This window comes from Arcobacter sp. CECT 8985 (assembly GCF_004116495.1).
Taxonomy (GTDB): domain Bacteria; phylum Campylobacterota; class Campylobacteria; order Campylobacterales; family Arcobacteraceae; genus Malaciobacter.
Map to the genome: position 1 here is coordinate 178,634 of NZ_PDKC01000001.1, position 26,064 is coordinate 204,697.

Genomic DNA, 26,064 nt, shown 5'->3' on the forward strand with positions numbered 1-26,064 from the left:
ATAAAAAGGAGTCATTTTGAATATTGCTATTTATTGTGGTTCAAGGCTTGGTAAAAACTTAAAATATCAAGATGAAGCAGTAAAATTAATAAATACATTAGACAAATATAATTTTTCTATAGTTTATGGAGGAAGTATATCTGGACTAATGGGAACTATCTCAAATCAAGCTTTAAAAAATCATATGAACATAACAGGAGTTATTACATATGATTTAATAAACAAAGAGCTTGCTAACACTAATTTATCAAAACTATATAAAGTTGAAACTATCAGAGAAAGAAAAGCTTTAATGGAAAAGTTAAGTAATGCTTTTATTGCTATGCCAGGTGGTTATGGAACCTTTGAAGAGATATTTGAAGTTATTTCAAATGCACAAATTGGATATCACAATAAACCTTGTGTATTTTATAATGTAAATGGATATTATGATAATTTAATAAAATTCTTACAAAATTGCACCAATGAAGATTTTATTAATAAAAGATTTATTGATATGCTAATTATATCTGATAACCCAAATGAAATATGCCAAAAAATCTTAAATTACACTCCAGTAAAATCAAAATGGGAATAAAATTTATATTAATAAAATATTAATGTCTTGTTATAACTCTATTAACTATTAAAATATATAATTATTTTTAAATATGCTATAGATATAGTATATTACTCTCCTTGTTAAAAAATGTCTTTAGGAGAAGATTTTATCTTCTCCTTTTAATTTTAAAATTAATTTTAAAATTTATAAAATGTTAAGAAAAGTAAACATTTGAATATTTTTTTGAAAAAAATAATTAAAATTTAATACAAATAATAGAAAATAATATATAATTATGAATAGATATTCATAGTATTGAGGTAAAAATGAAAAAATTAGATAATGTACAAACTGAATTATTAATGACAAACTTAGATGAAGATGGAAAACTATCTTGTTTAAAAGCATTTAAGGTTGCTCAACTTATAGGACTAAATAAAAAAGATATGCAAGAAGTAATAAAACAGATGAATATAACTATTACTAATTGTGAAATTGATGTATCACATAAACTTAGTTTTTTAGATATAAATGATGAAATATATAATGCACTTATAAAAAACAACGAAAAGATTGATGCAAATCTGGATTTAGAACAAGCACTAGAAAAAAGTGTACCAGTGAGTGAAATTGATTTAAGTTCAATTGTTTATAAAACTGACTGCTTATAAATAGAACTTTAATTTTACAACACCATTTCATAACTTACTAAAAGTTATGAAATAAATAATGCCAATTAATTCATATTAGATTTAATTCTTACTTCTATTATACTGCTTAAATAATTTATAAAGTTAATACTTGATATAAGATATTGTCAAAATAAAAATAAAGAGAAAATGATGGAAAAAAAATATATACTTTTTGATAATGATGGTGTTTTAGTAGAAACAGAAATGTGGTATTACCAAGCAAATAAAGATATATTGCAATCTGTTGGAATAACTTTAGATTTTGATACTTACCAAAAGATTATGGTTCGTGGAGGTACAGCATGGGAACTTGCACAAGATAGAGGATATTCAGCTACTAAAATTGACAAATTAAGAGAAAAAAGAGATGAACTTTATCAGCACTTTATACAAACAAAAAATATAGAAATTGAAGGTGTCAAAGATACTTTAGAACAACTAAAAAAAAGATACAAAATGGCAATAATAACAACAGCTAGAAGAGTTGATTTTGAACTTATTCATAAAAATAGAGGAATTGCTGATTTTATGGATTTTGTTTTGTGTGTTGAAGATTATAAAAGAGCAAAACCATTTCCAGATCCATACTTGGCTGGATTAGAAAAATTTCATGCAAAAAAAGAAGAGACTATTGTTGTAGAAGATAGTCAAAGAGGTTTAGACTCTGCTTATAAAGCAGGAATTGATTGTATAATTGTAAAAAATGAGTTTACAAAATCACACAATTTTGAAAAAGCAAAATATTTTATTAATAAGTTTGAGGATTTAAAAAAACTTTTGTAGTTTTATGATAAAATTTTAGTACATCAATAAAAAGAGTGCATTATGATTAATAAAGATTTTTTGAAAAAATTGACAATTTTATATGTAGAAGATGAAGAGTTAGCAAGAGAGAAACTAGCTAAAACTTTAAAAAGACTTTTTAAAACAGTCTATCTAGCGCCAAATGGAATGGAAGGATACTTACAATTTCAAAAATTGCACCTTGCTAAAACACCTGTTGATTTAGTTCTTAGCGATATTAATATGCCTAAAATGAGTGGAATTGAAATGCTTGAACAAATAAGAGAATTAGACAGTGAAGTACCTTTTATTTTTACTACAGCAAGATCAGAATCAGAAAATTTATTAAAAGCAATTGAACTAAAAGCAAACCACTATATTTTAAAACCAATTGACACAGAAGATGTAATACTAAAATCTCAAGAGGTATGTCTAAAAAAATATTATGAAAGAATGCTAACACTAAAAAATGAAGAGTTAGAAAAATATTTAAATGCAATAGATAATATCGCAGTAGTTTTAAAATTTGATGAAAATGGTGATATAAAATTTGCAAACTCAGCAATGATTGAATCTTTAGAAAAAAAAGAAGAAGAAATTACAAATACAAATATAAGAGAATTAATTCACAAAGATATTTCAAAAGATATGATAGATGATATTTTTACTACTTTATTAGAAAAAAGACAGTTTAAAGGTGAGTTAAAATTTCAAAATATAAAAGAAGAACCTTTTTATACAAACAATAATATTTTTGAAATAGAAGAAAATGAAAAGTCTTTATTTATTAGCATTGGTTTTTTATCTACAGAAGAAAATTTAGAAAAAAGAGAATTTAAAAGAAAAGTTATTAAAAATATTCAAGAGCATAAAGAACTTTTAGCTAAAGTAAAAAAAGAAAAAGAAGAGATACAAATAAAACTTAGAAAATATGAAAATATTTTACCAATGCTTAAAAATGAACTTGAATTAGAGAAGAAAAAAAGTCAAGCAAAACTTCAACAAATAAAACATTATGAAAATGAAAAACTAAATAGTAACGAAAAACAAGATGGAATTTTAAAAATAAAAAATAGTCAAATAGATGATTATAAAGAAGCAATGGCAAGAACAAAAAAAGAAAAAGATTTGCTTCTTGAAAAAATTCATCATTTAGAAGAAGATATACTTGCTAAAAAAGTTGATATTGAGAAAAAAGAAGAGACTATTGAAGTAAAAAATAAAAGAATTTTAGACTTACAAGATGTAATAAAACATAGAGAATCTCAGCTAAGAGAGCTAGATCCAAAAGCTCTACTTAGTTAATTTGAATTTGGTAAAATTAATATAAATTTTGCACCAATATTACTATTTTCAAGTTTCAATTCACCACCAAAACTAGTTCTTACAACTAGTTTTACCATATACAAACCTGTCCCTGTTCCTGTCTCTTTTGTAGTAAAATATGGATCAAAAATTTTGTCTAAATTATCTTCTTTTATTCCACCTGCACTATCTTCAACAACTAAAATAGTATAATTTTTATGTGCTCCTGAATTTATATTTATTTTTCTATCTTCAATGCCTCTTTCAATAAATGCATCTTGGGCATTTGTAATTAGATTTAAAACAACTTGCTCTAATTCAGAATCAACACCATAAACCTCTTCATCATTAACATCAACTGTTAACTCAACTTTATTTGATTCTAATTGTTTATGAAGTAACGATATTGAGTTATCTATAACTTTTTTTAATAAAAATTTCTTTTTTGTTTTTTTAGGATTGAAAAAATCTCTAAATCCATCAATTGTTTTACTCATAAATTCAATATTTTCTTTTGTGTTTTTTGAAAAATCATCAATAAATGCATCATCTATTTCATCTAATTTATAAGTATCTTTTACATCATTGCAGTATAAAGATAAAACATTAAGAGGTTGTTTTAATTGATGTGCAATTACACCTATCATCTCACCCATAGTTGCCATTTTTGCTTGGTGAATCAAAATCTCATTTTTTTGTTCTATTTCATCTTGTCTTTTTTTACTTCGTTCAAATATATCAATGTAAACTTTTAATTTTGCATCTAATAAAAGATCATCAATTGGTTTAGTAATATACTCAATTGCACCAATATCATACCCTTTTCTTTTGTACTCATCTTTATCATAAATACCTGTAATAAATATCAAAGGAATATCTTTTGTTTTTTCTATTCCTTTTAAATATTCTGCGAACTCAAATCCATCAATTTCAGGCATCTGAACATCTGTAAGAATAAGATTTATCTCATTTTTCATCAAAATTTCCATACCCTCTTGGGCACTTAAAGCACTGAAAATCTCAACATCAAAACTATCTTCTATCATCATTTTTAATGAATGTATATTTTCTGCTACATCATCTACTAATAAAATACTAAACTTTTCCATTTTCAATCCTTTTAGAAGATATATTATATATTTAACTTTAACTCTTATTTTAACTATTTAAAATATTAAAATTAATAAATTTTTTTATGAATTATCTTTTATATATTTCAATAAATTTTCACAATCAATTGGTTTACTAATTAAATTGTTATAAATTTTACTATCACTTTGGCCTATTCCAACTATCTTAATATCAAATTGCTCTTTTATATTTTTTAATATTTCCTCATCTTTTGTTACCTCTATTATTAAAATTGTTTTTTCTAAATTATACTTTTTAATATATTCAAAAGCTTTAAGTACACTATCAAATTGATTTAAATTTATATTAATTTGTTTGTTTAAAAAAACTCCTACTTCAAAGAATAATAATGGATTATTATTAATAATAATAATCTCTTTTTTATCTTCTTGTTTATTCTTTAAAATATTCTCTACTTGTATATGTTCTTCTATTTTATCTAGTTTTTCACTTTTTACAGATATATCTTTTTTATCTTTTTTATTAAATACAAAAGAAAAACAACTACCTTCATTTTCAATACTTTTTACAAGAATATCTCCATCATGTAATTTTGCCAATTTTTTTGAAATATATAAACCTAAACCTGTACCACCATATTTTCTAGTTAGTGAAGCATCAAGTTGTTTAAAACTATAAAATATTTTTTCTAAATTTTTTTCACTTATTCCAATTCCTGTATCTATAACATTTAACTCTATTTGTGTCTTAGTTTCATTGACCTCAATTTTTATTGAACCTTTATGCGTGAATTTTATTGCATTGCTTATTAGGTTTTTACAAATTTGATTAAACCTTAATATATCTATTATTTGTATTTCATTTTCAAGTGATATATTTACTTCAAAATCTAACTCTTTTGTTGCTGCTATTAATTTAAAATTATTTAGTAATTTTTCAATAATTTCTTTAAGATTTACCTCTTGATAGTTTATTTTTACATCTTTGGCTTCAATTTTAGTTAAATCCAAAATATCATCTATCAATATTTTTAATTCAGTTGCTGATTTATTTATTACTTTTAACTCATTAATAGTTTTTTCACTTAGATCACTATTTTTATTTTTTATCAATACAGAAGATATTAGTGTTATTGGATTTAAAGGTGTTTTTAATTCATGACTTATATTCGCTAAAAAGAAGTTTTTATATTCATTTGCTTCTATTAGATCCTCTTTTTGTTTTTTTAGTTTCAAGTTTAACTTTTTAACTTTTTCAAACTCCTCTACTACTCTTTTTGACATATAATTAAAACTATCAGCTAATTCATTTAATTCTGTATATTTTTTTGTATTATCCAAATCTATAAAAGTTCTGTTGACTCCATCAAGATTTCTTGTAGCTTCAATTATCTTTTTTAATGGAGCAGTAATAATGTGATAAATAAAATAAATAAAAAGAAGAAAAAGAGTAATAAGTTTTACAAATGTAAAAATTAATATATATATAATATCATTTTTTATTATTTTAAATATTTCATCTTTATGATAATATATATTTACTTTTGCTATTTGTTTATTATTTGAGTTTAAAAAGTATGTAAATCTTTCCATATTTTCTTTATATTTTACACTCTTTTTAAAATCAAATTGATATGTATTAAAATCTTTTTCATTATTTGATAAAGTACCTTTTTCATAAACTATTACATTATCTATAAGCTTTATGCTTATACCTAAAATATGTTTACTTTTTAAAAATTCTTCTACTATATTTTGTACTCTTTTTTTATCATTATTATGAATGGCCTTTGTTAACTCTTTTTTTGAAGTATTTTCAATCAAAGAAAATCCTCTTATTAAACTATCTTTTGTAAAATAGTATTTTGAGCGTATTTCCATTCCAGTATATATAACTATAAATATAAAATAAATGTAAAATATTTTTTTAAATATTTCTAAGCCTAAAAAACTTGTAAATGAGTTCATTTTAACCTCATCATAGATTATTTAATTTTCTTTTTTTGTTTTACTAAATCCATCATCTTATTAACCAATGAAAAATCAACATCTTGTCTTGATAAACATATATCAACATTTTCTACATTTTTATCTGCAATTGAAATTATTGCAATATTATTTTCATTTGCAGTCTTTACAAAAGTATCTATATCAGCATCTTTACAATTTATTTCATCAAAAATCACTGCTTCAAAAGTTTTGTTTTGTAATATTTTTTGTGCACTTTCTATTGAATCACTATGTTTTACTACTACCCCTTCTTTTTTCAAAGCTACTAATAATGGGAAAAGTGTAGAATGATCCCCTTTTACAATAAGTAAATTTTCAAAACTGTTAATCTCATCTTCAGTCATTTTATCTTTATCTTCAAGATTAAAAAATACTATATCATCTGTTTTTACAGAAGTATCTACTCCACTTGATATATCAACTTTATCATCAGATACATTTTTTATTACTACTTTTTTTGGTAATGTAACTTTAAAATTACTTCCTACTCCAACTTTACTTTCTACAGTGATATCTCCACCTAATAAATGAGCTAACTCTTTTGAAATTGCAAGTCCTAGACCAGTACCACCATATTTTCTTGTAGTACTACCATCTGCTTGTTTAAATCTATCAAATATATTTTTTAATTTATCATTACTTATTCCAATACCTTCATCAATTACTGAAATAAATATATTTTCATTGCTCTCTTCTACTTTTATCTCTACTGTTCCATTTTCTGTAAATTTAAATGCATTACTAAGTAAATTTTTAATTATTTGTTTAATTCTTGATTCATCACTTAATATCTCAAAATTTTTGATATTGAATTTTTTAATAAAATTAATATTTTTATCATCTGCTAAAGGTTTCATAGAATCATATAAAATATCAATAATCTCTTCAACATTTAATCTTTTTAAATTTAAAGACAATTCCCCTGCTTCAATTTTAGAAATATCTAAAATATCATTTATTAGTACAAGTAAATCATTTCCACAGTTATTAACAATTCCCATATTTTTTACTTGTTCTTCGTCTAATTTTCCTTTTTTGTTTTTCTTCATTACTGATGAAATTACAATTATTGAGTTTAAAGGTGTTTTTAACTCATGACTCATATTTGCTAAAAAGTCATTTTTATATTTATTTGCTTCAACTAACTCTTTTCTTTGTCTTTCTAGTTCAATTGCAAGTGCTTTTAATTTTTCATTTCTTTTTTTCATAATTTTAACATTTAAACAAGAGTCAATACTTATATTTAGTTTATGTGCTAATCCTTGAAACATTGAACCTAAAAAACTCATATTCATGTTTTTTTTACTATAAATAAAAAACATCAATCCTCTATCTAATGGAAGAATCAAGACTCTTTGAGTTCTATCACTTCTATTATCTAAAATATTAAAACTATCATAAACATCACTATAACTTTCAATATCAAAATCTCTTATTTTTCCTATGCTAATAACTTTATTTAACCTTTCTTTAGCTTCATCAAACAGATAAAAGCTTCCATACAAAGCAAATGTTTCATTTAAAAAAGTTTTTAAAACTTCTTTTAACATCTCCTTTAAATCAAGGCTATTTCCTATTGCACTATGGCATTTATACGTCAAGGCTAACTGTTCTACTAACATACTGCACCTACTATACAAGTGTTATTGTAGTAATTTATATTTATATTATCTTCACTTAATATTTCACCAAGTGTAGCTGCTCCAATTAATGCTCTGTTTTCTATTATTTGTTTTACTTTTTCTATTTCTTCTTCATATTTATCTGATAATAATAATCTTCTATTTATACATTCAAATAAAAAAACTAAATTTTGTTTGTGATTACACCCTTCAACTGCATTTTTTGTTGCAAGATAAGCTGCATTAAGTAAATTTTGTTTTTTACCTTTTAAAATACAAATAACAGAATTTTGTGTTATAGGTAAAGATAAATTAAATCCATCACTATTGCTTTCAATTATATCTCTTATATATATTTGTTTATCAAAGTTAACTAAGCCTATAGGATAAGTTAATAAATAAGGATCTAGACTAGTTATTTTTTTATCTAAATCTTCTTCTAATATACTTTTATAAAGTATAGAAACATCAGTATAATCAATTTGTTTTAATACATTTTTATCACTCATTGTTGCTATAAGTTCATTTTTTAAAACTTCCCAACCATGTTCATTTGATACTTTTAAAGTATCTGTTTTTGTTAATAAAATAGCTGCATCTATAAACATTCCTTCATTTGAGAATATCACTTCTTTTCTATTAAAAGGAATTTCACCTGCTCCACCACCCATAACAGTTGTATTTGCACCAATAATTTCAAATAAGGAGTCTAAATAAGTTTGTTTATTTGCACTTAATGCATCTACAAAAGTAATAATTGATTTTGTATTTTCAAAATCTTGTTCAGTTAAAGTAAGATTAAGCATATCTTTTTGTAAAAAAATATTTTCATTTTCTTGTAATTCATATGCTATTAATCCATCATTATAATTTTTACCATCAAAAATAATTTCAGGGAAGATAGCTCCATATGCTTCTATTTTAGAGTTTCTTAATAATGATATATAAAATTTACATCTTTGAGATACAAGTAACAAATACTTTTTTTCAGTCTCTTTACAATCTTTTACAAATGAGTCCAAATTTAAATAATATTTAATATTAGTAGTCATAATAAACTCCTTTTATATATTAATAAAAATTTATAAATATATAATTACATTTTATTTAATAATAGTATTATAATAGTATCAAAACAATATTTTATTTTCCTAGTTTAATAATAATTTTGTTTTATTTTTTAAAAAAAGTGTTACTTTATACAATAAGCTTAATAACTATTTTCTTTTGATAATATTACATTTAATAAAACAAGAGGAATAACATGCAATATTTTGGTACTTTTGAAACTAAATATGAAGAGGTATTTTTAACTGAAAGTTATCTATACATAAGTCAAAATGAACAGGATGTAATAACTCCTAAAGAGTTAAAAGAAAAAATAAAGAATAACAAACTTAAAAAGAAAAATATCATTGGTACTATTTTTCTTTACAATCCAATTGTTTCACCAATGGATTATGATTCAAATACTTTTTTACTTGATCAAGATTTTGACAAGTTTGAAGAATTAGTTGAACTAAAAATAGAGACTTATATGACAATATTCAAAAATGCAATGAAAAATGATGAATACAGAGGTAAAATTGTACAAATAAGAAATCTTTTTAACTTAAATGAAAAAAATATTGATGCATCATCTTTATTGATGAAGTTTAATGATGATTTAGAAAAATACTACTCTTCTCAAAATACAGAGTTTGATAGAGATATCATGTATTTAGATGCACAAAATTTAATTCCAAGTGGTAAGTTTGTATTTTTTGCATGGGGAGAAAAGATAAACTCTAAAGAGTTTACTTATATTGATGATTATGCAAGAATGTTATTTGAAAACTGTGAAAAATTAGGTAAAAAGATTGCATTTGTTTATAAAGCAGAGAAAACAGAAGAGTTTTCAAAAAAATTATTGCAATTTGCAAATCCAATGCAAAATTTAAAATACAAAAATGATATTACTCAGGCTATATTTAAATCATTTGAAGAATTTCCACCTAAAATTACAACTTTTTAGTATATGAATTTTACAGACGAACAACTTTCAATTATAAACTCTAATAAGCACTCATTTAAAATAAATGCAGTTGCAGGAAGTGGTAAAACTACCACTTTATTAGAGTATGCAAAACAGTTTCCTAATCTAAAAATTTTATACCTTGCATATAATAAATCACTACAAACATCACTAGAAAAAAAACTTCATAAATTAAAAATATCAAATATGCAAGTAAAAACAATTCATTCACTTGCTTATAACAAAATGCAAGCATGGAATTTTAGATTAACACATGAGCTAAAAGTACAGACTATATTAAAATGTATAAAACAGTTTGAACAAAATAGAGTCTATGATCCCACGCCAAATTATACAGCTTTATTAAAAGATATTGTTAATTTTTATTGCAATAGTTCAATTATACCTATTGATTCAAATTTATTACAAAGTTACAAAAAATACTCAAATCTAGATGCAAAAATATTAAAACTTTTAAAAATCAGAGAAGATAATATTTTAAATCATACAAAATATATTTTGACTTGTATGAAACAAGGGAAAATTGAATCAACTCATGATTTTTATTTGAAGTTCTTTTATTTAAATAAAAGAATATCTTCTAATTTAGGATATGATTTAATTCTTGTAGATGAAGCTCAAGATATTTCAGATGTGATGATTGCTATTGTAGAAAACCAAAATTGCAAAAGAGTATATGTAGGAGATAGTTTTCAACAAATATACTCTTTTAGATTTGCAATAAATGCACTTGACAAAATAAAACTACCCACTTATAATTTAAGTAAAAGTTTTAGATTTTCAAATGAATTAGCAAAAGTTGTACAAGATAACCTAAATATTATTTATAAAAAAAATGAGTTAAAAACACTAAATATTTCAGGTCTTGATAATAAAACATCTAAAGTTGGCAAAAATGTAGTTGATTTTGATAAACAGTTTTGTGTAATAAGTAGAACAAGTTTTGCTCTAATAAAAGAGGTTATAAGATTTTTAAAAAGAAAAAAAGATTATAAAATATATTTTGAAGGTGGTTATAGTTCATACTCATTTATGAATCAAACTGTATACTCAATCTTTTATTTAAAACAAAAAAAATATGAAAAAGTAACAATTGAAGAGCTAAAAGAGTTTACATCAATTGAAGACTTAGAAGAGTACTCAAAAGATACAAAAAATCAGGAATACTTAAATATTATAAAATTTATTAATACTTATAATGATAGCATTTTTGAAATAAACAAAGAAATTAAAAATAATCTAACAGAAAATAAAAATAATGCAGATATAATCTTTACTACTGCTCATAAATCAAAAGGTATGCAATATTCTCAAGTTGTGATGTGCGATGACGACTTTATATCAAATAAAGAGATATTAAATAAAAAAAATAAATATAATAATATAAAAATAAATGAAGAATTAAATATTTATTATGTAGCTGCAACAAGAACAATTGATGCATTAAATATGGCAGATTTACATTTGGATTATAGCTCAAATACAAAGGAAAAAGAGAATAAACCTTTCATAAAAAAATCTAAAAAAAAGATTCCGATGAAAAGACTTAAATCTTTACAAGAAGAGTGGCTAAAAAGCAATAATATTAAACATTATTGAAATTTATAAGTTTTTTTAATGATTTCAGATTATTTCAGCTTGTTTTAATATAGTAATTATTATAATTCCACCCGCTTAACAAAAAAGCGACATAAACTTAACAATCGGTGAGGTTGGAGAGTGGTCAAATCCAGGAGACTGTAAATCTCCCGCCTATGGCTTCGAAGGTTCAAATCCTTCTCTCACCACCACTTAAGTTAACAGTGGCTCGGTAGCTCAGTCGGTAGAGCAAAGGACTGAAAATCCTTGTGTCGGCAGTTCGATTCTGCCCCGCGCCACCACTTTTTTTATTTATTATTTGTGCGAGTGTGGCGGAACTGGTAGACGCGCGGGACTTAAAATCCCGTTCCCGTTTTGGGAGTGTGAGTTCGATTCTCACCATTCGCACCACTTATAATAATCAAACTTCCAAAACTATTTTTTACAATCAAACTTAACAAAATTAATTTATTTTTTTATACTTATATTTTTTATTAAATTATTATTTCTATTTTACTAAAATTATTCTAGGAATGATTGCTTCATTTACTTTAGATTAAGAAGTTTTTTCAATACTGCTTTCATATAAAAGTCTAGTCTCTAACTCATAAAGTTCATCTAACGTTTCAAGGTGTATTAGTAGAACTAAACAATTTTAAGAATATTCTTGAATCTTCTAAATATACATTTTGTCAAATCCAATTAATCTATAAAATATTTTCAGTTAAATAAATGTTAAATCAACAAAATTGTATTTCTAAATGCTTTTTTCTTTTCTATTTTATAAAAATGCGCGTCATTATAGAGTTTTTTCTGTTCTTCAATGAATTTTTCTATATATAATATATCTATAAAATCTTCTTATTTTTTTAGCTCTTTTATTTGCATAACTTTATTTTAAACAATTAAAGGCAAATAGATAGAATTAAATAATTATTATTTAATTCTATTTTATGTATTATGTACTAATTTCAAGATGGAGAAGAAAATTTGATATTTAATAAAGATAAATATTTTATTAATCATGGTTTTGTTTCAGACCCTTTTGCTTCTACAAATGCAGTACATGAAGATAAATTAGAAGAGTTTTTTATTACTCCCCCTTATTTTTATTCATTAATTGGTTCAATACAAACACCTAAATCCTCAATTGTCATTGCACCAAGAGGTGCTGGGAAAACAGCACAAAGAAAAATGATTGAAATAATGTCAGCAAGTGAAGATAATATTATTAGTATTGTTTATGACCAGTTTCCTATTGAAAACTTAAAAAACATTACTTCTATTACATATGAAATGCACTTAAGAAGAATAATTAAATATTTATTAATTGCACTTTTAACTAAAATAAATACTCTTAATGACAAAAATATTTATGATAAGTATGATAAAAAGAATATTAATATCTTAACATCAAATTTTCTGACAGGAATAACAGAAAGTGAAGTTAATCATGCACTTGATTCCATTAAAGGAGTATCCGAAAAAGTTACTCAATTATGGAAAAGTGCAGGAAATTCAATTAATTCAATAATTAATTCAGTATTAGATAAACTAGGTATTAAACCAATCAATTTAGAATTTCAAGATAAAAAACAATATATATCACATGAAGAACTACTAGATACTATAAAAATAATAGAGAAATTATTTAACAAAATAAGGGTTAATGCAGTTTTTATATTAATTGACTCAGTAGATGAAACAGTATTGACAGGTAGTGATTCAAATAAGTCTTATGAACTTATAAAACCATTAATAAAAGAGTTAAAAATACTTGAACAAAGAACAATTGTTTTTAAATTTTTCTTATGGGATAAAATACAAGAACATTGGGCAGAAGATATAAGAAAAGATAGAATTGAAATTTTTGAAATGACATGGTCGAAAGAAAAAATTATTGAACTGATAAATAAAAGATTAATTGCATTTAGTAATGGTAAATATAGTTCACTTTATGACATACTAGAAGCAGAACAATCTACAATTAATTATATTTTAGATTTTGCAAATAATTCTCCTCGTGATGCAATTAATATAATGAAATCAATTTTTGATCAATTTCTCTTTGTTTCAAAAGATGAAAATTTATTTCCAAATAATAGTTCAATAAACAAAGGTCTTGATATCTTTTGTAAAAACAAATTTGAAGAATTAATATTAAAAGATAAACAAAGAAAAGATTTAAAAAGAATAAAACATTCAACTTTTACAATTCCATATCTATACAATGAAGTTTTTAAGTGTAATGACAGTACTGCAAGAAATATATTAATGCCTTGGACAAGAGCAGAATATGTTATATCTTCTAGTAATAAGATTAAAGTCAAACAAAGCCAAAATCCCATAAATGTATATACAATTAAAGATTTAAGAATTGCTAGACATGTATGCTCAGATAAAAAAATTGAAGAATTTATTTCAGATAACTTAATAAAATGTGAAGAATGTGATACCATTAATGTTTTCAATAAGAATAATTCATATGGATTAGTTCATTGGCAATGCAATAGATGTCAATCAAACTTAACAATTTAAATAGTTATACTAATGAGTATTCTAAAAATATTTAAAAACTTTTTTAAAAATAAATTTATTAATAAAGAAAAAATAATTCCCTATGAAAAAGAGGAAAAAAAATATTATGAAACCTCTCAAATTAAAACTATCCAAGACTTTTATGATGAATTTGACACATTAAATGATTTTAGTTCTGAAAAAATCGATTATTTATATAAGAAATATATTAATGTACTCAAAAAATATGAAATAAAATTTATAAAAGAATTTGAAGGTAAATTATTATCATCGATAGTATGTGAATTTCCTTTTCTTAAGAATAATAATGTATTTATAAATACCATAGGGAATGAAAAACTAGAACTTTTCATTCCTTCTAAAAAATTTAAACTTGACTATTCAATTCTTTTAGATAGTAATGTTACTAGCGACTTAGAAAAATACTTTAAAGAACAAAAAATTCATAAGAAAGATTTTGTAGATAATTCAAACTTAATTATTAACGAAAAATGCAATTTTGATTTATTACCATATTGTTTAGAAAATATAATTAACTTTTGTATTCATAAAGGAAGTAATATTCAATTAAATAGAAAAGATTCTATACAAGAAGGAATGTTTCAAAATCTAGATATACTTTATGAAAATTTCAAAAGTTTAAACTTACCTAAATTAGAAGATTTTATTCTTCAAACAAATAAGCAAATACCTTTTATTTTTAAAATATTTAATAACTCTAGATTATTTTTAATATTTGTGCTTCAATCAAGATTACTTTTCCCAAAAAAAGACAAAAGACAAACTTCGCATATAAAGAAAAGAGAAGAATATATTCTAAATAAAATTGATGAAAAATCATTGTTATTTTCTACTAGAATGTTTAAAATTTTAACTGAATTTATAAAAGATGATTCACATCTATTTTTTTCAAAAGTAAGGGAATTAAATAATGAAAAAGATTATTTAGAAAGACTAAACAATACTGCTATTGATTTATTCATTTGTATGATGCCCCAAAATTTTTACGATAAACAAGGAATTATTCCTATTCTTTATACTCAAGACGAAGGTTTAAAGAAAATGTATGAAAGTATTAAACCTGATTTAATTGTAATTCGAAAAGAAAGGCAAGAACAAATTGTTACCTATATTTATAAAGAAGAGATGTTAAGGTTAAGAAATGAAGAATATGCTCAAAACTTTTTTACTGAAGAAAAAAGAAAAAGAAGAATGCGTGTTTCAAAAAATTTATCCATAACACATAGTAGTCAAGTAAAAAAAGAATTAAAAACTTTATTAGAACTTGAAAATAAGAGATTAAGTTCACGCAAAAAAAGTAATATAATGTGCTAAATTTGTGTCTTAATATGTCAATATAACAACTATTAAAAAAAGAATATACTTAAAGGACGCTATTTATAGTATTTTATTATTCAGATTCTAGATTCGCACCACTTATAATAATCAAACTTCCAAAACTATTTTTTACAATCAAATTAAATTTTACAAAACTAATTTATTATTTTATACTTATATATTTTTTATTAATTTATTTTTTCTATTTTACGTAAAACCTTATATTTGATATTAGTTATTGATTACAAAGAATCTTTAAATTTTTAAGAGTATAATCTTGCAATTAAAAAATATAGGAGATTTTATGGCAAAAATTGGAATACTAGTAGCTAGTGCTGTAAATAATGTAAAACTTGGTAAAAGAATAGAAGAATTAACACTTGAATTAGGACATGAAGTAGAGTTTATAAATTTAGTTGATTTAGATTTACCTTTATACTCAACTGTTGCAGAAGAGAAAAATGGACTTCCTCCTCAAGCTTTAGAATTAGCGAATAAAATCTTAGGATTAAAAGCATTTATTGTTATTGCGCCTGAATATAATGGAGTTATGCCTCCTGTATTAAATAATGCAATGGCATGGACTTCAAGAAGTACAAAAGATTGGAGAGATGCATTTAATGAAAAAATTCTTGCACTTGCAACACACAGTGGTGGAGGTGGAGCAAAAGGGCTTCAAGCTATGAGAATTATGTTCCAACACTTAGGAGCAAATATCTTAGCTAGAGAGATTTTAACATCATATGATAAACCGCTAAATGAAGATACTGCAAAAAGTATAATTCAACAATTAGCTAGATTATCTTAATATATGGAATATCCATATATTAGGAAAAACATTGAATATATTAACTACAAAAAGAGTTCTTCTTAGAACATTTAATAATACAGATATTGATACTTTGTACAAAAAGATATTTAAGTGTAGTGAAGTAGTAAAATACACATTTGGCAATGAAAACTTCTCTTATGAGCAAACAAAAAACTTTATAAATAAAAACTGCAATTTTAAAAACAAAATTGGACTTAGTATTATAGAAAAAAAAGATACAAACGAAGTCATAGGACTTGGCGGTGTATTAGAATGTAAATATTTAGATGAAATTGATTATGAAATTGGATTTATCTTAGCTAAACAATTTTGGAAAAAAGGATTTGCAAAAGAGATAGGACAAGCACAGATTGATTTTATTAAAGATGAACTAAAAGCAAAAAGAGCACTTGCACTTGTAGATAAAAACAATACAAACTCAATAAAAACTATTAAATCACTAGGGTTTGATTATTTCAAAAGTATAACTACAAGTGACTCTAGAAAACTAAGAGATGTGTATATCTTAAATTTTTAATTTTCTTACAATTTCATATACTTCTTTTTTAATAAAAAATTATAACAATTATGTTATATTCTAAAGGTCAATTAAAGGATATGATTTGAAAAAAATTTTTATATTACAAGTAATTCTTATTGCCATATTTTTTAGTGGCTGCGATATGTTTGGACCTAGTGATGAACAGATTGCATTAAAGAAAAAAGAGCTACAACAAGCAAAAGAGTTAAAACAAAAAGAACTTGATGCACAAATTGCTTTAAAAGAGCGTGAATTATCATTAAAAGAAAAAGAGTTAGAACAAAATAAACAAATAAAAACCGAAGAGACTGAAGCTAAACTTGAAGAAAAAAAAGCTGAAATAAATAGTAAAAAAGATATTGAAATTCAAAAAATTAAATCAGAGATTGAAAAAGAAAAAATAAGAATTGAAAAAGAAAAAATAAAAGCAACAAATAGAGAGAAAAGACTAAAGTTTGAACTTGAAAGATTGCAAAAAGAACACGATAAACAACTTGATACTTACTTTATAATTTTAATTGGATTTATTTTACTTATAATTGCTCTATTAATATTTTATTATTTAAATAATAAAAGAAAAGACAAATTAAAAGCATATGAAGATAACATGGAAAAATACTTTAGATCAAAAGAGACTGAAGCCAAACTTCAAATTGCAAATAAAATACTTGATACTATTGCAAAAGGTGATTTAAAAGCAGAAACTGAAGCTAGATTAATATCCTCACTAAATGGAACAAATCCAGATACAAAACAAAACAATGATTTTAAAAATATTCAAAATCAAGATAATCTAAAAAAGATTGATTTTGAAAAAGATGAAAATAAAGACAACAATTAGTTGTCTTTATCCTAAAATATATCTATTATTTTTACTTTGAATTGGTCTATTATTTTTTTGCATAATATTTTTAAATTCTTCTAATTGAGTTTTAATAATGTTAACTGGATTTTTTAATACAATCCATTTTACATTTTCACTACAAGGTGGTGTTGTTAAAGAACCATCAAAAGTATAAAATTCTTTATTTTGAGGTAAAATATCATAACCATAAATATCTGATGTTAAATCATTTTTTTCACCTTTTTTTGTTGGTAAATCTTTTAAAAGTTTGTCTATTATAACATTTGTATCATCTGATAATTCAAACATAACAGCAATTACTAATATATTCCCATTAGAGTCTTTATGTACCAAATGTGCTTCCATTGGATAAGTTTTTCCATCAATTTTATTCTCACTTGGTGTATGAAAATGCATCTGTTTTAAAGCATATTCTTTAGAGCCATACTCAATCATATTTCCACTTAAAAAATTTACTTTTAATGTATGCCCATTATTTTCAAAAGATTTTGCAATTGAATCATCATAATAAGTAATCTCTTCTAAAACTACATTAGTTAATTCATCTGTAACTATATTTATAGGAGATTGATGTTTTCCATCTTTACACATATTGTATCGTTCATCAAGTTTAAACCAATTATTAGGTGAGATATCACCATTATAACCCCAATGAGCCAAAGGCTTATGTTTATCACCCTCACCTAAGAATATTGCAATTAGAGCAACTATTAATATGTAAATCATTGTTTTTTTCATATATTCTCCTTATATTTAATCAATTTTCATATGAATAAGCTTTTGAATGATTGCTTGTGATTCATTATCATCAAAAAAGATATTCATTTTTAACTCATTATTAACTTTTAATAAGAACTCTTTTTTCTTCTTTAATAAAACCTCATTATTATGCTTATTTTCATAAAGAATTCTACTCATCTCATCTTCATAGGATTTTACTATTTCTTCTTTTTTTTCTTCTGCTGTTTTTGAACCTTTTTTAGGAATAAAATATTTTTTAAAAATTAAGTAAAAGAATACTATAAAAAGAATAATTAATAATAAGTTTGATATATCCATGTTATCTCTTTAAATTGTAAATTTATTCATTGTAACAATTATTTTATCTTATTTATATAAAAGAGTATAAGAAATAGCATATTTTTAACTTTAATTAGTTTTAATAAATAAAATTAAGCTTAAATTTTATTCTATATTTTACCATTTTCAACACTTTATATACATATGATTCTATTATAATCTATATAGGCTAGATAAATAGAAAGGATTATAATGAGTTTTAGCACAGCAGATATATGTGATGATTTTAAAGATACTGCTAATATACAAGTACTTTCACCAAAATTTAAATCTTTTGGTGGCAAAAAAAAATTTCAAGGTGAAGTAATAACAGTAAAATTAGATAAAAGCAATTGGCTTCTTCTTTCAATGTTAAGAGATGAAAAAGGTGAAGGAAAAGTAGTTGTAGTAGATGTAGATCAAGCTTATTTTGGAATAGTTGGTGATAGACTAATGGCATTTGCAAAAAATAATAACTACGAAGCAATTATCATCAATGGATATGTAAGAGATACAAATGAAACTGTAAATATAGATGTTGGACTATATGCAGTTGGAACATGCCCTCAAAGAAACTTTGATAAAACACAATCAGCAAGAGATGTGGAACTAAATTTTGAAGGTGTTACTGTAAAAAGTGGTGATTACATTTATGCAGATTGTGATGGTGTAATTATTACAGATAAAAAACTTGTATAAAAGACTCTAAAAGAGTCTTTTAACTTTTTGATTTTAATTCTTTAAATTTTTCATCAGAGATATCATAATATAAGATTGAACCATCTTGAATTCGATAATACCATCCATGAATTTCAAGAGTTTTTTCTTCAACTCTTTTTTTAATTTCAGGATAAGATAAAAGATTTTGCAATTGATAAACAACTGATGTTTTCTCTGTTTTTGTATATATCTCTTCTGCTGATAAATCTAAATAGTTAGTCAAAACATAATTTTTAGCTTTTTGTCCTAATTCTAACCATTTTTTAACATGCACCATTCCAATATTGTTATCATCTATTTCTTTATATAGTGTTCTACAAGCACCACAATATGAATGACCACATACAATTATATGTTTTACATTTAAGACACTTACTGCAAACTCTATTGCAGCTGAACTACCATGAAAATCATTGTCCTCTTCAAAAGGAGGTACAAAGTTTCCAACATTTCTAACGATAAACATATCACCTGGTTTTGAATCCATAATTAATTCTGGAACAACTCTACTATCACTACATCCTATAAATAAAACTTCAGGACTTTGTCCTTTTTCAACTAAAGAGTTAAAATCATCCTTATAATCTTTAAATCTTGAATTTTTAAAAGTTAAATTCCCTTCTATTAATTGTTCTATCCCCATCTTAAAACCTTATTGTTTTGTTTTTATATTTTTCTCTTTTAATTTTGAAATAAAAGATACTATTTTAGAAATCTTTTCCTCTTCTTCTTTAATATGTTGTTCACTACTTAAAGTAAAAGTTTCTAATTTTTCATCTAAATAACTTGTTGTAAATTTTCCATTTCTAAAATCTTCATCTCTTACAATCTCTCTATGTAAACTGATATTTGTAGGAAAACCTTCAATATAAAACTCATCAAGTGCTCTTCTTGCTTTTTTTACAGTACCTTCCCAGTCTAAAGACCATACAATTAATTTACCAACCATAGAATCATAGTTTGCAGGAACTTTATATCCTGAATAAATTGATGTATCTAATCTTACTCCTGGTCCACCTGGAGTTAAATATTTTGTTATTTTACCAACTGAAGGCATAAAGTTTTTATGAGGATTTTCTGCATTAATTCTAAATTCAATTGCATAACCTCTAAATTTTATATCTTCTTGTAACATTTGTAACTTATCACCTTCTGCTATTTGAATCATTCTTTGAATAATATCAACACCAGATGTAATTTCTGTAACTGGATGTTCTACTTGAACTCTTGTATTCATTTCTATAAAATATATATTATCTTCACTATCAAGTAAAAACTCGATTGTTCCTACACTTTCATAACCCAATTTAAACATTGCTTTTGTTGCTATTCTAAATAGTTCTTTTCTCGCACTTTGATTTAATAGTGGAGAAGGAGCAATTTCTACAACTTTTTGATGTCTTCTTTGAATAGAACAATCTCTTTCTCCTAAGTGTAAAACATTTCCAAATTTATCTGCAATAACTTGAACTTCTATGTGTCTTGGATTTTCAACATATTTTTCAATAAAAACTTCACCTCTACCAAAATATTTAATAGATTCATTTTTTGCACTATCAAACATCTCTTTAAAGTCTTTTTTATTTTTAACAATTCTCATTCCTCTACCTCCACCACCAAAGGCAGCTTTGATAATTACTGGAAATCCAATGTTTTCTGCAATATCTTGAGCTTCTTTAACATCATCAATTGGTTCATCTGTACCTTCTAAAACTGGAACACCAACCTCTTTCATTGCAACTTTTGATGCCATTTTATCACCAAATAATGCAATATGTTCAGGTTTTGGACCAATAAATGTAATTCCATTATCTGCACAAGCTTGTGCAAAGTCTGCATTTTCACTTAAAAACCCATATCCTGGATGAATAGCATCACAATTTGCTTTTTTCGCAATTGAGATTATTACATCATAATCTAAATATGCTTTAATTACATCTCCCATTATTGGATAACACTCATCTGCTTTTCTTACCCAAACACCTTCTACATCTACTTCTGAAAAGATAGCAACACTAGTAATATCTAATTCTTTACATGCTCTTATAATTCTTAATGCTATCTCTCCCCTATTTGCTATTAAAACTTTTGATATTTTTTCCATGATTCTTCCTATAAAAAATTTACTTCTTATTTTAAAATTAAAAAAGAAATAATTCTTCCTCTTTATTGCTAGTTTTATTGTTCATTTGTGCTAAAAAAAATTATATTTTGTGCTTATTCTATAGTTTATTTATGCTATAATTTTCCCATGAAAAAAAATACTCTGCAAAGAAGAACTAAAATTGCAAATGATATAATGTTTTATATCTATACTCATATTGAAACTCACATTGATATTGAAGAGTTAAGTTATGATTTAAACATAAGTAAATTTCATATGCAAAGAGTATTTAAAGAAGAGTTTGGAAAAAACATATATGAAAGTATTAAATCTATAAGATTGCAAAAAGCTGCAAATTTACTTCTAACAAATAAATATTCTACTATTTCAAATATTGCAAATCTTTGTGGGTATAGTTCTCAATCATCTTTTATCAAAGCTTTTAAACAAAGATTTAATATGTCACCAAAGCAATGGAAGAACTTTGGATATAAACAGTACTCTAGCAATATTTTGCAACAATCTAGAAGTGCATTAAAATCAAATGCTGATTTTTCAAAAATAACTCCCAAAATTGTAAAAATGCCTGCTCTTGATAGTTTTTATATCAGAAATAAAGGTTACAACGTAAATGTAAAAGAGACTTGGCAAAAACTTCAAACATTAATTTTGAATAATGAATTAGAAAATTATAAACAAATTGCACTTTTACATGACAATCCAACTATTACGCCATTAAGTGAGTGCCAATATATTGCTTGTATTGTGCCAGAAAATAAAGATGATGTAAAAAGTGATAGACTTCCAAACTTTGAAATTTCAGATGGAGTTTACGCAAAATTTGATTTAGAAGGAGTTCATGGTGATATGCTAAAATTCATTCACTGGGTATATCATGAGTGGCTAGTAAATAGCGAGTATGAAACAACTACAAAACCTTCATATGCAGTTTATCATAAAAACAACTTTTTAAGTGATGATAATAGATTTGATATTAGTTTTTATGTATCTATAAAATATTAAATAGAAAAAAAGTTCTATTTAATACTATTTTTAATGCGAGATTCTAAATCTTTTTCATCAATTAAACCTATATATTTTTTTAAGATTTTTCCATCTTTTCCATATAAGTATGACTCTGGGATTTTTCTAACATTATTTATATTTTTAGCCATTCTAAAATTTTCATCTGCACTTATAGAAATAGGAAACTCCATGTTATGCTCATCTAAAAAAGCTTTTAATTCATCAATATCTTTATTTCTTTCATACAATACACCTAAAACAACAAAATCTTTTTTATATTTTGAATAAAGTTTATTTAAAATTGGTATCTCTTTTACACAAGGGGGGCACCATGTTGCCCAAAAGTTAATCAAAACAGTCTTACCTTTTAATTGTATATCATCAGATTTTAAAACTCCATTATCAACTGTTAATTTTATTTGTTTTCCTTCAACAGTCTTTAGTGTATAGTAAATACTACTTTGTTTTTTTAAATCTTTAAAACTATTTGAATCTTTTATTACTACTGCATTTGATTCATCACTTTCATCATTACATCCAGATATAAATAATATTATTGGTATTAAAAATATTAGATAAAAACTTTTCATTTTGTTCCTTCTTTTAAGATTTCATTTTCTACTAAATCAAACAGTGCTTTATAACTTAATTCTTTTAACTCTTTACTATTTACAAAAAGTGTCGGTGTTCCTGTTATATTAAGTTTATTTGCATCTTCTCTTGCTTGTTTTAGTATTATATCAATATTTATTTTTAAAAAATCTTTCTTTAGTTGTTTCATATCAATGTCTGAATTAGCTAAATACTGCCAAATTAATTCTGGTCTTAAATCTTGTGGATCTGCCCAAAATTGTTGTGTTTTTAAAACTATTTCTAAAGCTTGTTTATATTTTCCTTGTTTTCTTGCTGCTTCTATTATCTTTATAGCATATTTTGAATATTTATGATTTGCCAAGTATCTATAAACAATCTTAATATTTGGAAAATATTCTTTAAATGCAGCATTTACAATTGGATGAAAAGCAGCACAAGCTGGACATTCAGGATCAAAAAATTCAACTATTGTTATTTTTGCATCTTTATTTCCTACAAATACTGAGTTATTTCTTACAAATGGTTGTTCATTTTTACTTGTGAAACTGTTAATTTTATTAGTTTTATTGTTTTCATAAATGAATCCTGCAATAATAAAAAGTACAACAACAAGAACTAAAGAAATAGAAATTAGACTTTTATTTTTCATCTTTTAAAAATCCTTTTTTCCCTAAAATTAATAAAATAATTATTAAAGAAAAAGCCATTAAAGATAAAAAAGGAATAGTAATAAAACCAAACCAATTTATATACTCTGTACTACAAGGAACGCCTTGCACACAAGGAACTAAATCTTCCGAAATAATTTTAAACATTAAAAGATTATGATAAAAAGCAAATATCCATCCTAAAATAGCCAAAACAATCGAATATTTAAATGTTTTGTCATCTGGATAAAGTAGTCCCACTAAAAAAATAAATACCAAAGGATACATAAAAATTCTTTGATACCAGCACATTGTACAAGGGATAAATTCCATAACTTCACTAAAAAAAAGACTTCCAAATGTGGCAAATAATGATACCAAGAAAGAAAGAAAGATTATTTTTGAACTAACAGTATTCACGTAAATTCCTATTTTTTATTTATTTTATCTAAAAATACGTGTAGAAAATGTGTATTTAATTATAAAATTATATAAAAAATATACAGTATACAAATTATACAACTGTTTATCTTTGTTATAATATTTATAATTTTATTAGGAGATTAATGTTTTTAGATATAAAAATTGAGGTTTATTTTCAGCCTATAATATCAATAAAAGAGAAAAAAATATTTGCATTTGAAGCCTTAACTAGAGCCTTTGATAATGATAATAATTATATTTCACCTTTTAAACTTTTTAACGAAGCAAAAATAAATAGAAAGTTAGATGATTTAGATAATTATGTAAGACAAAAAGCAATAAAAAAGTTTCATAAATATTATGAAGAAGATAATAATATACTTCTATTTCTAAATTTTGAATCTTCTGTAATTGAAAATAATATAAAAAATAATATTGACTTTGATTTTATAAAACAAGTAAATGAATTAGGAATAAATCCAAATAATATTGTATTAGAGATAAAAGAAGACACAATAAAAGACAGTAATTTATTAAAAGAGTTTTGTCTAATTCATAGAAATTTAGGATATGTAATTGCAATTGATGACTTTGGGACAGGATACTCAAGTTTTGATAGATTAGCAATAGTAAATCCAGATATCGTAAAAATAGATAGAAGTCTAATTGATAACATTGATAATAACTATGTGAATTCTTCTGTACTTAAATCAATCGTAGATATCTCAAATAAAATTGGAGCACTAACTTTAGCAGAAGGTGTGGAAAGAAAAGAAGAAATTCTTTCTTGTATGAAAAAACATATAGATATTTTCCAAGGATTTTATTTTGAAAAAGCTCTTGAGAATATAGAAGAAAACCAAATTACAAATATAAATAAAAAAATTTCAAATATAGGTTTAGAGTATAAAAAAGCTGTGCAATGTCATATAAAAACAAAGAAAAAGCTTTTTAAGAAGATGAAAGATTTAACAAAAAATATTCTTACATTAATATCTTATGAAGAAAATTTTTATCTTGAAAGAGCACGTTCAATTATAGGTTCTTATGAACTTATTGAAGCTATTTATATAATTGATTTTAATACAGGAAATCAAGTAAATGATACAATAACAAAAAACTCTATATCAAGTAGCTTATATAAAGCATCAAAACATAATGAAGACCATAGTTTAAAAGAGTATTTTTACATAACTAAAGAGTCTAAATCAAAAGAGTTTTTAAGTCAAAAATACATTTCAAAAGCTTCTGGAAATATGTGTAGAACATATGCAAAAGTAATCTTGATAAATTCACAAAGTTTTATTATCTGCTTTGATATATTAGCTGATTAACTAAAGTTTCGTAAAAGTCAAAACTACTTTAGCTACAACATGAACATCTTTTTGTTTATATACAAGATGCTTAAAATTATCATTTATAGAAATAAAATTAAATTCATCATTTGAAAATTTAGCTTTTTTTATCCACATTTTATTTTCGAAATAAATTATATAAATAGAATCATCTTCTAGTTGTTTTTTTGACAAATCTGCAATAACTACTGATTTATCTTTTATTAATGGTTGCATTGATTCTCCATCAACAAGCAATGCAAAAAGTGATTTAATACAATTGTGGTTTACTAAATCTTTTGAAAAACTAATGTTTTTTTGTTTATCATTATCAAAAACATCTACATATTCAAGTGTAATTATATTTTCATTCATAAAAAAAGTATACCAAAAAACTATTACTTAAA

At 24.0% G+C, this 26,064-nt stretch carries 26 protein-coding genes and 3 tRNA genes; 17 read left to right on the forward strand and 12 right to left on the reverse strand.

Annotated elements, in window-relative coordinates; translation table 11 throughout:
- The first annotated feature begins 16 nt into the window (after positions 1 to 16).
- From CRU93_RS00875 to CRU93_RS00890, 4 genes are all read left to right on the forward strand, one after another.
- Positions 17 to 577 (forward strand): TIGR00730 family Rossman fold protein, encoded by a 561-nt coding sequence (locus CRU93_RS00875; RefSeq protein ID WP_129102294.1) that lies wholly within the window; start codon positions 17 to 19, stop codon positions 575 to 577.
- A 290-nt stretch (positions 578 to 867) separates the two neighbouring features.
- Positions 868 to 1,212, forward strand: coding sequence for a hypothetical protein (locus CRU93_RS00880; protein WP_129102295.1), 345 nt, complete (start codon positions 868 to 870; stop codon positions 1,210 to 1,212).
- A 171-nt stretch (positions 1,213 to 1,383) separates the two neighbouring features.
- Positions 1,384 to 2,016 carry an HAD family phosphatase gene (locus CRU93_RS00885; RefSeq protein WP_129102296.1) on the forward strand — a complete coding sequence of 211 codons (633 nt, stop codon included), beginning with the start codon at positions 1,384 to 1,386 and terminating at the stop codon, positions 2,014 to 2,016.
- A 42-nt stretch (positions 2,017 to 2,058) separates the two neighbouring features.
- Positions 2,059 to 3,321, forward strand: a complete 1,263-nt coding sequence (locus CRU93_RS00890; protein ID WP_129102297.1) for a response regulator — start codon at positions 2,059 to 2,061, stop codon at positions 3,319 to 3,321.
- Here CRU93_RS00890 and CRU93_RS00895 read toward each other — a convergent pair.
- The 4 genes from CRU93_RS00895 to CRU93_RS00910 form a co-directional block, all read right to left on the reverse strand.
- Positions 3,318 to 4,430 carry a hybrid sensor histidine kinase/response regulator gene (locus CRU93_RS00895; RefSeq protein WP_129102298.1) on the reverse strand — a complete coding sequence of 371 codons (1,113 nt, stop codon included), beginning with the start codon at positions 4,428 to 4,430 and terminating at the stop codon, positions 3,318 to 3,320. The genes CRU93_RS00890 and CRU93_RS00895 overlap by 4 nt on opposite strands.
- Before the next feature lie 84 nt (positions 4,431 to 4,514).
- A complete protein-coding gene (locus tag CRU93_RS00900) occupies positions 4,515 to 6,293 on the reverse strand; it encodes an ATP-binding protein (protein WP_164967595.1) in 1,779 nt (592 codons plus the stop codon).
- Positions 6,294 to 6,397: 104 nt separating this feature from the next.
- Positions 6,398 to 8,044, reverse strand: a complete 1,647-nt coding sequence (locus CRU93_RS00905; RefSeq protein ID WP_129102300.1) for a HAMP domain-containing sensor histidine kinase — start codon at positions 8,042 to 8,044, stop codon at positions 6,398 to 6,400.
- Positions 8,038 to 9,096: an FIST C-terminal domain-containing protein gene (locus tag CRU93_RS00910; protein ID WP_129102301.1), complete on the reverse strand. Its 1,059-nt coding sequence runs from the start codon at positions 9,094 to 9,096 to the stop codon at positions 8,038 to 8,040. Before CRU93_RS00910 ends, CRU93_RS00905 begins: the two co-directional genes overlap by 7 nt.
- Before the next feature lie 212 nt (positions 9,097 to 9,308).
- On the opposite strand from CRU93_RS00910, the gene CRU93_RS00915 reads away from it, so the two are divergent.
- From CRU93_RS00915 to CRU93_RS00960, 10 genes are all read left to right on the forward strand, one after another.
- Positions 9,309 to 10,058, forward strand: a complete 750-nt coding sequence (locus CRU93_RS00915) for a hypothetical protein (RefSeq protein WP_129102302.1) — start codon at positions 9,309 to 9,311, stop codon at positions 10,056 to 10,058.
- Positions 10,059 to 10,061: 3 nt separating this feature from the next.
- Positions 10,062 to 11,678 (forward strand): UvrD-helicase domain-containing protein, encoded by a 1,617-nt coding sequence (locus tag CRU93_RS00920; protein WP_129102303.1) that lies wholly within the window; start codon positions 10,062 to 10,064, stop codon positions 11,676 to 11,678.
- Between the two features lie 106 nt (positions 11,679 to 11,784).
- Positions 11,785 to 11,869 (forward strand) — tRNA-Tyr (locus CRU93_RS00925).
- 14 nt (positions 11,870 to 11,883) lie between these two features.
- Positions 11,884 to 11,959: transfer RNA gene (locus CRU93_RS00930), tRNA-Phe, on the forward strand.
- Positions 11,960 to 11,980: 21 nt separating this feature from the next.
- Positions 11,981 to 12,068: transfer RNA gene (locus CRU93_RS00935), tRNA-Leu, on the forward strand.
- Between the two features lie 579 nt (positions 12,069 to 12,647).
- Positions 12,648 to 14,195, forward strand: coding sequence for a P-loop ATPase, Sll1717 family (locus CRU93_RS00940; RefSeq protein WP_129102304.1), 1,548 nt, complete (start codon positions 12,648 to 12,650; stop codon positions 14,193 to 14,195).
- A gap of 12 nt (positions 14,196 to 14,207) precedes the next feature.
- Entirely contained in the window at positions 14,208 to 15,530 is a 1,323-nt protein-coding gene (locus CRU93_RS00945) for a hypothetical protein (protein ID WP_129102305.1), read from the forward strand.
- A 307-nt stretch (positions 15,531 to 15,837) separates the two neighbouring features.
- Complete coding sequence (locus CRU93_RS00950) at positions 15,838 to 16,341, forward strand: NADPH-dependent FMN reductase (RefSeq protein WP_129102306.1); 504 nt, start codon at positions 15,838 to 15,840, stop codon at positions 16,339 to 16,341.
- A gap of 31 nt (positions 16,342 to 16,372) precedes the next feature.
- Positions 16,373 to 16,882, forward strand: coding sequence for a GNAT family N-acetyltransferase (locus CRU93_RS00955; RefSeq protein WP_164967596.1), 510 nt, complete (start codon positions 16,373 to 16,375; stop codon positions 16,880 to 16,882).
- An 85-nt stretch (positions 16,883 to 16,967) separates the two neighbouring features.
- A complete protein-coding gene (locus tag CRU93_RS00960) occupies positions 16,968 to 17,726 on the forward strand; it encodes a hypothetical protein (RefSeq protein WP_129102308.1) in 759 nt (252 codons plus the stop codon).
- Between the two features lie 6 nt (positions 17,727 to 17,732).
- Here CRU93_RS00960 and CRU93_RS00965 read toward each other — a convergent pair whose 3' ends face one another.
- Together CRU93_RS00965 and CRU93_RS00970 are read right to left on the reverse strand one after the other, a co-directional pair.
- Positions 17,733 to 18,488, reverse strand: coding sequence for a carbonic anhydrase (locus CRU93_RS00965; protein WP_129102309.1), 756 nt, complete (start codon positions 18,486 to 18,488; stop codon positions 17,733 to 17,735).
- A gap of 15 nt (positions 18,489 to 18,503) precedes the next feature.
- Entirely contained in the window at positions 18,504 to 18,809 is a 306-nt protein-coding gene (locus CRU93_RS00970) for a hypothetical protein (RefSeq protein ID WP_129102310.1), read from the reverse strand.
- 213 nt (positions 18,810 to 19,022) lie between these two features.
- On the opposite strand from CRU93_RS00970, the gene rraA reads away from it, so the two are divergent.
- Positions 19,023 to 19,508, forward strand: a complete 486-nt coding sequence (gene rraA / locus CRU93_RS00975) for a ribonuclease E activity regulator RraA (protein ID WP_129102311.1) — start codon at positions 19,023 to 19,025, stop codon at positions 19,506 to 19,508.
- Between the two features lie 19 nt (positions 19,509 to 19,527).
- On the opposite strand, the gene CRU93_RS00980 is transcribed toward rraA, so the two are convergent.
- Both CRU93_RS00980 and CRU93_RS00985 read right to left on the reverse strand, forming a co-directional pair.
- The gene (locus CRU93_RS00980) at positions 19,528 to 20,172 is read right to left on the reverse strand and encodes a carbonic anhydrase (protein WP_129102312.1); all 645 of its coding nucleotides are present in this window, start codon (positions 20,170 to 20,172) and stop codon (positions 19,528 to 19,530) included.
- Between the two features lie 9 nt (positions 20,173 to 20,181).
- On the reverse strand, positions 20,182 to 21,633 hold the full coding sequence (locus CRU93_RS00985; RefSeq protein ID WP_129102313.1) for an acetyl/propionyl/methylcrotonyl-CoA carboxylase subunit alpha: 1,452 nt from the start codon (positions 21,631 to 21,633) through the stop codon (positions 20,182 to 20,184).
- Between the two features lie 147 nt (positions 21,634 to 21,780).
- On the opposite strand from CRU93_RS00985, the gene CRU93_RS00990 reads away from it, so the two are divergent.
- Positions 21,781 to 22,656 carry a GyrI-like domain-containing protein gene (locus CRU93_RS00990; RefSeq protein ID WP_129102314.1) on the forward strand — a complete coding sequence of 292 codons (876 nt, stop codon included), beginning with the start codon at positions 21,781 to 21,783 and terminating at the stop codon, positions 22,654 to 22,656.
- Positions 22,657 to 22,670: 14 nt separating this feature from the next.
- Here the strand turns inward: CRU93_RS00990 and CRU93_RS00995 are convergent, their stop codons facing one another.
- The 3 genes from CRU93_RS00995 to CRU93_RS01005 are packed head-to-tail and all read right to left on the reverse strand — an operon-like array spanning position 22,671 to position 24,320.
- Positions 22,671 to 23,249: a TlpA disulfide reductase family protein gene (locus CRU93_RS00995; protein ID WP_129102315.1), complete on the reverse strand. Its 579-nt coding sequence runs from the start codon at positions 23,247 to 23,249 to the stop codon at positions 22,671 to 22,673.
- Complete coding sequence (locus CRU93_RS01000) at positions 23,246 to 23,902, reverse strand: thioredoxin domain-containing protein (protein ID WP_129102316.1); 657 nt, start codon at positions 23,900 to 23,902, stop codon at positions 23,246 to 23,248. Before CRU93_RS01000 ends, CRU93_RS00995 begins: the two co-directional genes overlap by 4 nt.
- Complete coding sequence (locus CRU93_RS01005) at positions 23,892 to 24,320, reverse strand: disulfide oxidoreductase (RefSeq protein ID WP_258238783.1); 429 nt, start codon at positions 24,318 to 24,320, stop codon at positions 23,892 to 23,894. The genes CRU93_RS01000 and CRU93_RS01005 overlap by 11 nt, the downstream gene beginning before the upstream one ends.
- A gap of 146 nt (positions 24,321 to 24,466) precedes the next feature.
- Between CRU93_RS01005 and CRU93_RS01010 the strand changes: the two genes are divergently transcribed.
- A complete protein-coding gene (locus tag CRU93_RS01010; protein ID WP_129102317.1) occupies positions 24,467 to 25,657 on the forward strand; it encodes an EAL domain-containing protein in 1,191 nt (396 codons plus the stop codon).
- On the opposite strand, the gene CRU93_RS01015 is transcribed toward CRU93_RS01010, so the two are convergent.
- On the reverse strand, positions 25,658 to 26,032 hold the full coding sequence (locus CRU93_RS01015) for a S24 family peptidase (RefSeq protein WP_129102318.1): 375 nt from the start codon (positions 26,030 to 26,032) through the stop codon (positions 25,658 to 25,660). It lies immediately after the preceding gene.
- Positions 26,033 to 26,064: the final 32 nt, after the last annotated feature.

What these genes read in the sequence shown, in the direction of transcription:
- CRU93_RS00990 (WP_129102314.1), top strand. Translation starts at nt 21,781, where the DNA reads ATGAAAAAAAATACTCTGCAAAGAAGAACTAAAATTGCAAATGATATA.
- CRU93_RS00965 (WP_129102309.1), bottom strand. Translation starts at nt 18,488, where the DNA reads ATGAAAAAAACAATGATTTACATATTAATAGTTGCTCTAATTGCAATA.
- CRU93_RS00895 (WP_129102298.1), bottom strand. Translation starts at nt 4,430, where the DNA reads ATGGAAAAGTTTAGTATTTTATTAGTAGATGATGTAGCAGAAAATATA.
- rraA (WP_129102311.1), top strand. Translation starts at nt 19,023, where the DNA reads ATGAGTTTTAGCACAGCAGATATATGTGATGATTTTAAAGATACTGCT.
- CRU93_RS00950 (WP_129102306.1), top strand. Translation starts at nt 15,838, where the DNA reads ATGGCAAAAATTGGAATACTAGTAGCTAGTGCTGTAAATAATGTAAAA.
- CRU93_RS00910 (WP_129102301.1), bottom strand. Translation starts at nt 9,096, where the DNA reads ATGACTACTAATATTAAATATTATTTAAATTTGGACTCATTTGTAAAA.
- CRU93_RS00920 (WP_129102303.1), top strand. Translation starts at nt 10,062, where the DNA reads ATGAATTTTACAGACGAACAACTTTCAATTATAAACTCTAATAAGCAC.
- CRU93_RS00980 (WP_129102312.1), bottom strand. Translation starts at nt 20,172, where the DNA reads ATGGGGATAGAACAATTAATAGAAGGGAATTTAACTTTTAAAAATTCA.
- CRU93_RS01015 (WP_129102318.1), bottom strand. Translation starts at nt 26,032, where the DNA reads ATGAATGAAAATATAATTACACTTGAATATGTAGATGTTTTTGATAAT.
- CRU93_RS00985 (WP_129102313.1), bottom strand. Translation starts at nt 21,633, where the DNA reads ATGGAAAAAATATCAAAAGTTTTAATAGCAAATAGGGGAGAGATAGCA.
- CRU93_RS00995 (WP_129102315.1), bottom strand. Translation starts at nt 23,249, where the DNA reads ATGAAAAGTTTTTATCTAATATTTTTAATACCAATAATATTATTTATA.
- CRU93_RS01000 (WP_129102316.1), bottom strand. Translation starts at nt 23,902, where the DNA reads ATGAAAAATAAAAGTCTAATTTCTATTTCTTTAGTTCTTGTTGTTGTA.
- CRU93_RS00915 (WP_129102302.1), top strand. Translation starts at nt 9,309, where the DNA reads ATGCAATATTTTGGTACTTTTGAAACTAAATATGAAGAGGTATTTTTA.
- CRU93_RS00900 (WP_164967595.1), bottom strand. Translation starts at nt 6,293, where the DNA reads ATGGAAATACGCTCAAAATACTATTTTACAAAAGATAGTTTAATAAGA.
- CRU93_RS01010 (WP_129102317.1), top strand. Translation starts at nt 24,467, where the DNA reads ATGTTTTTAGATATAAAAATTGAGGTTTATTTTCAGCCTATAATATCA.
- CRU93_RS00885 (WP_129102296.1), top strand. Translation starts at nt 1,384, where the DNA reads ATGGAAAAAAAATATATACTTTTTGATAATGATGGTGTTTTAGTAGAA.
- CRU93_RS00890 (WP_129102297.1), top strand. Translation starts at nt 2,059, where the DNA reads ATGATTAATAAAGATTTTTTGAAAAAATTGACAATTTTATATGTAGAA.
- CRU93_RS00905 (WP_129102300.1), bottom strand. Translation starts at nt 8,044, where the DNA reads ATGTTAGTAGAACAGTTAGCCTTGACGTATAAATGCCATAGTGCAATA.
- CRU93_RS00970 (WP_129102310.1), bottom strand. Translation starts at nt 18,809, where the DNA reads ATGGATATATCAAACTTATTATTAATTATTCTTTTTATAGTATTCTTT.
- CRU93_RS00880 (WP_129102295.1), top strand. Translation starts at nt 868, where the DNA reads ATGAAAAAATTAGATAATGTACAAACTGAATTATTAATGACAAACTTA.
- CRU93_RS00945 (WP_129102305.1), top strand. Translation starts at nt 14,208, where the DNA reads ATGAGTATTCTAAAAATATTTAAAAACTTTTTTAAAAATAAATTTATT.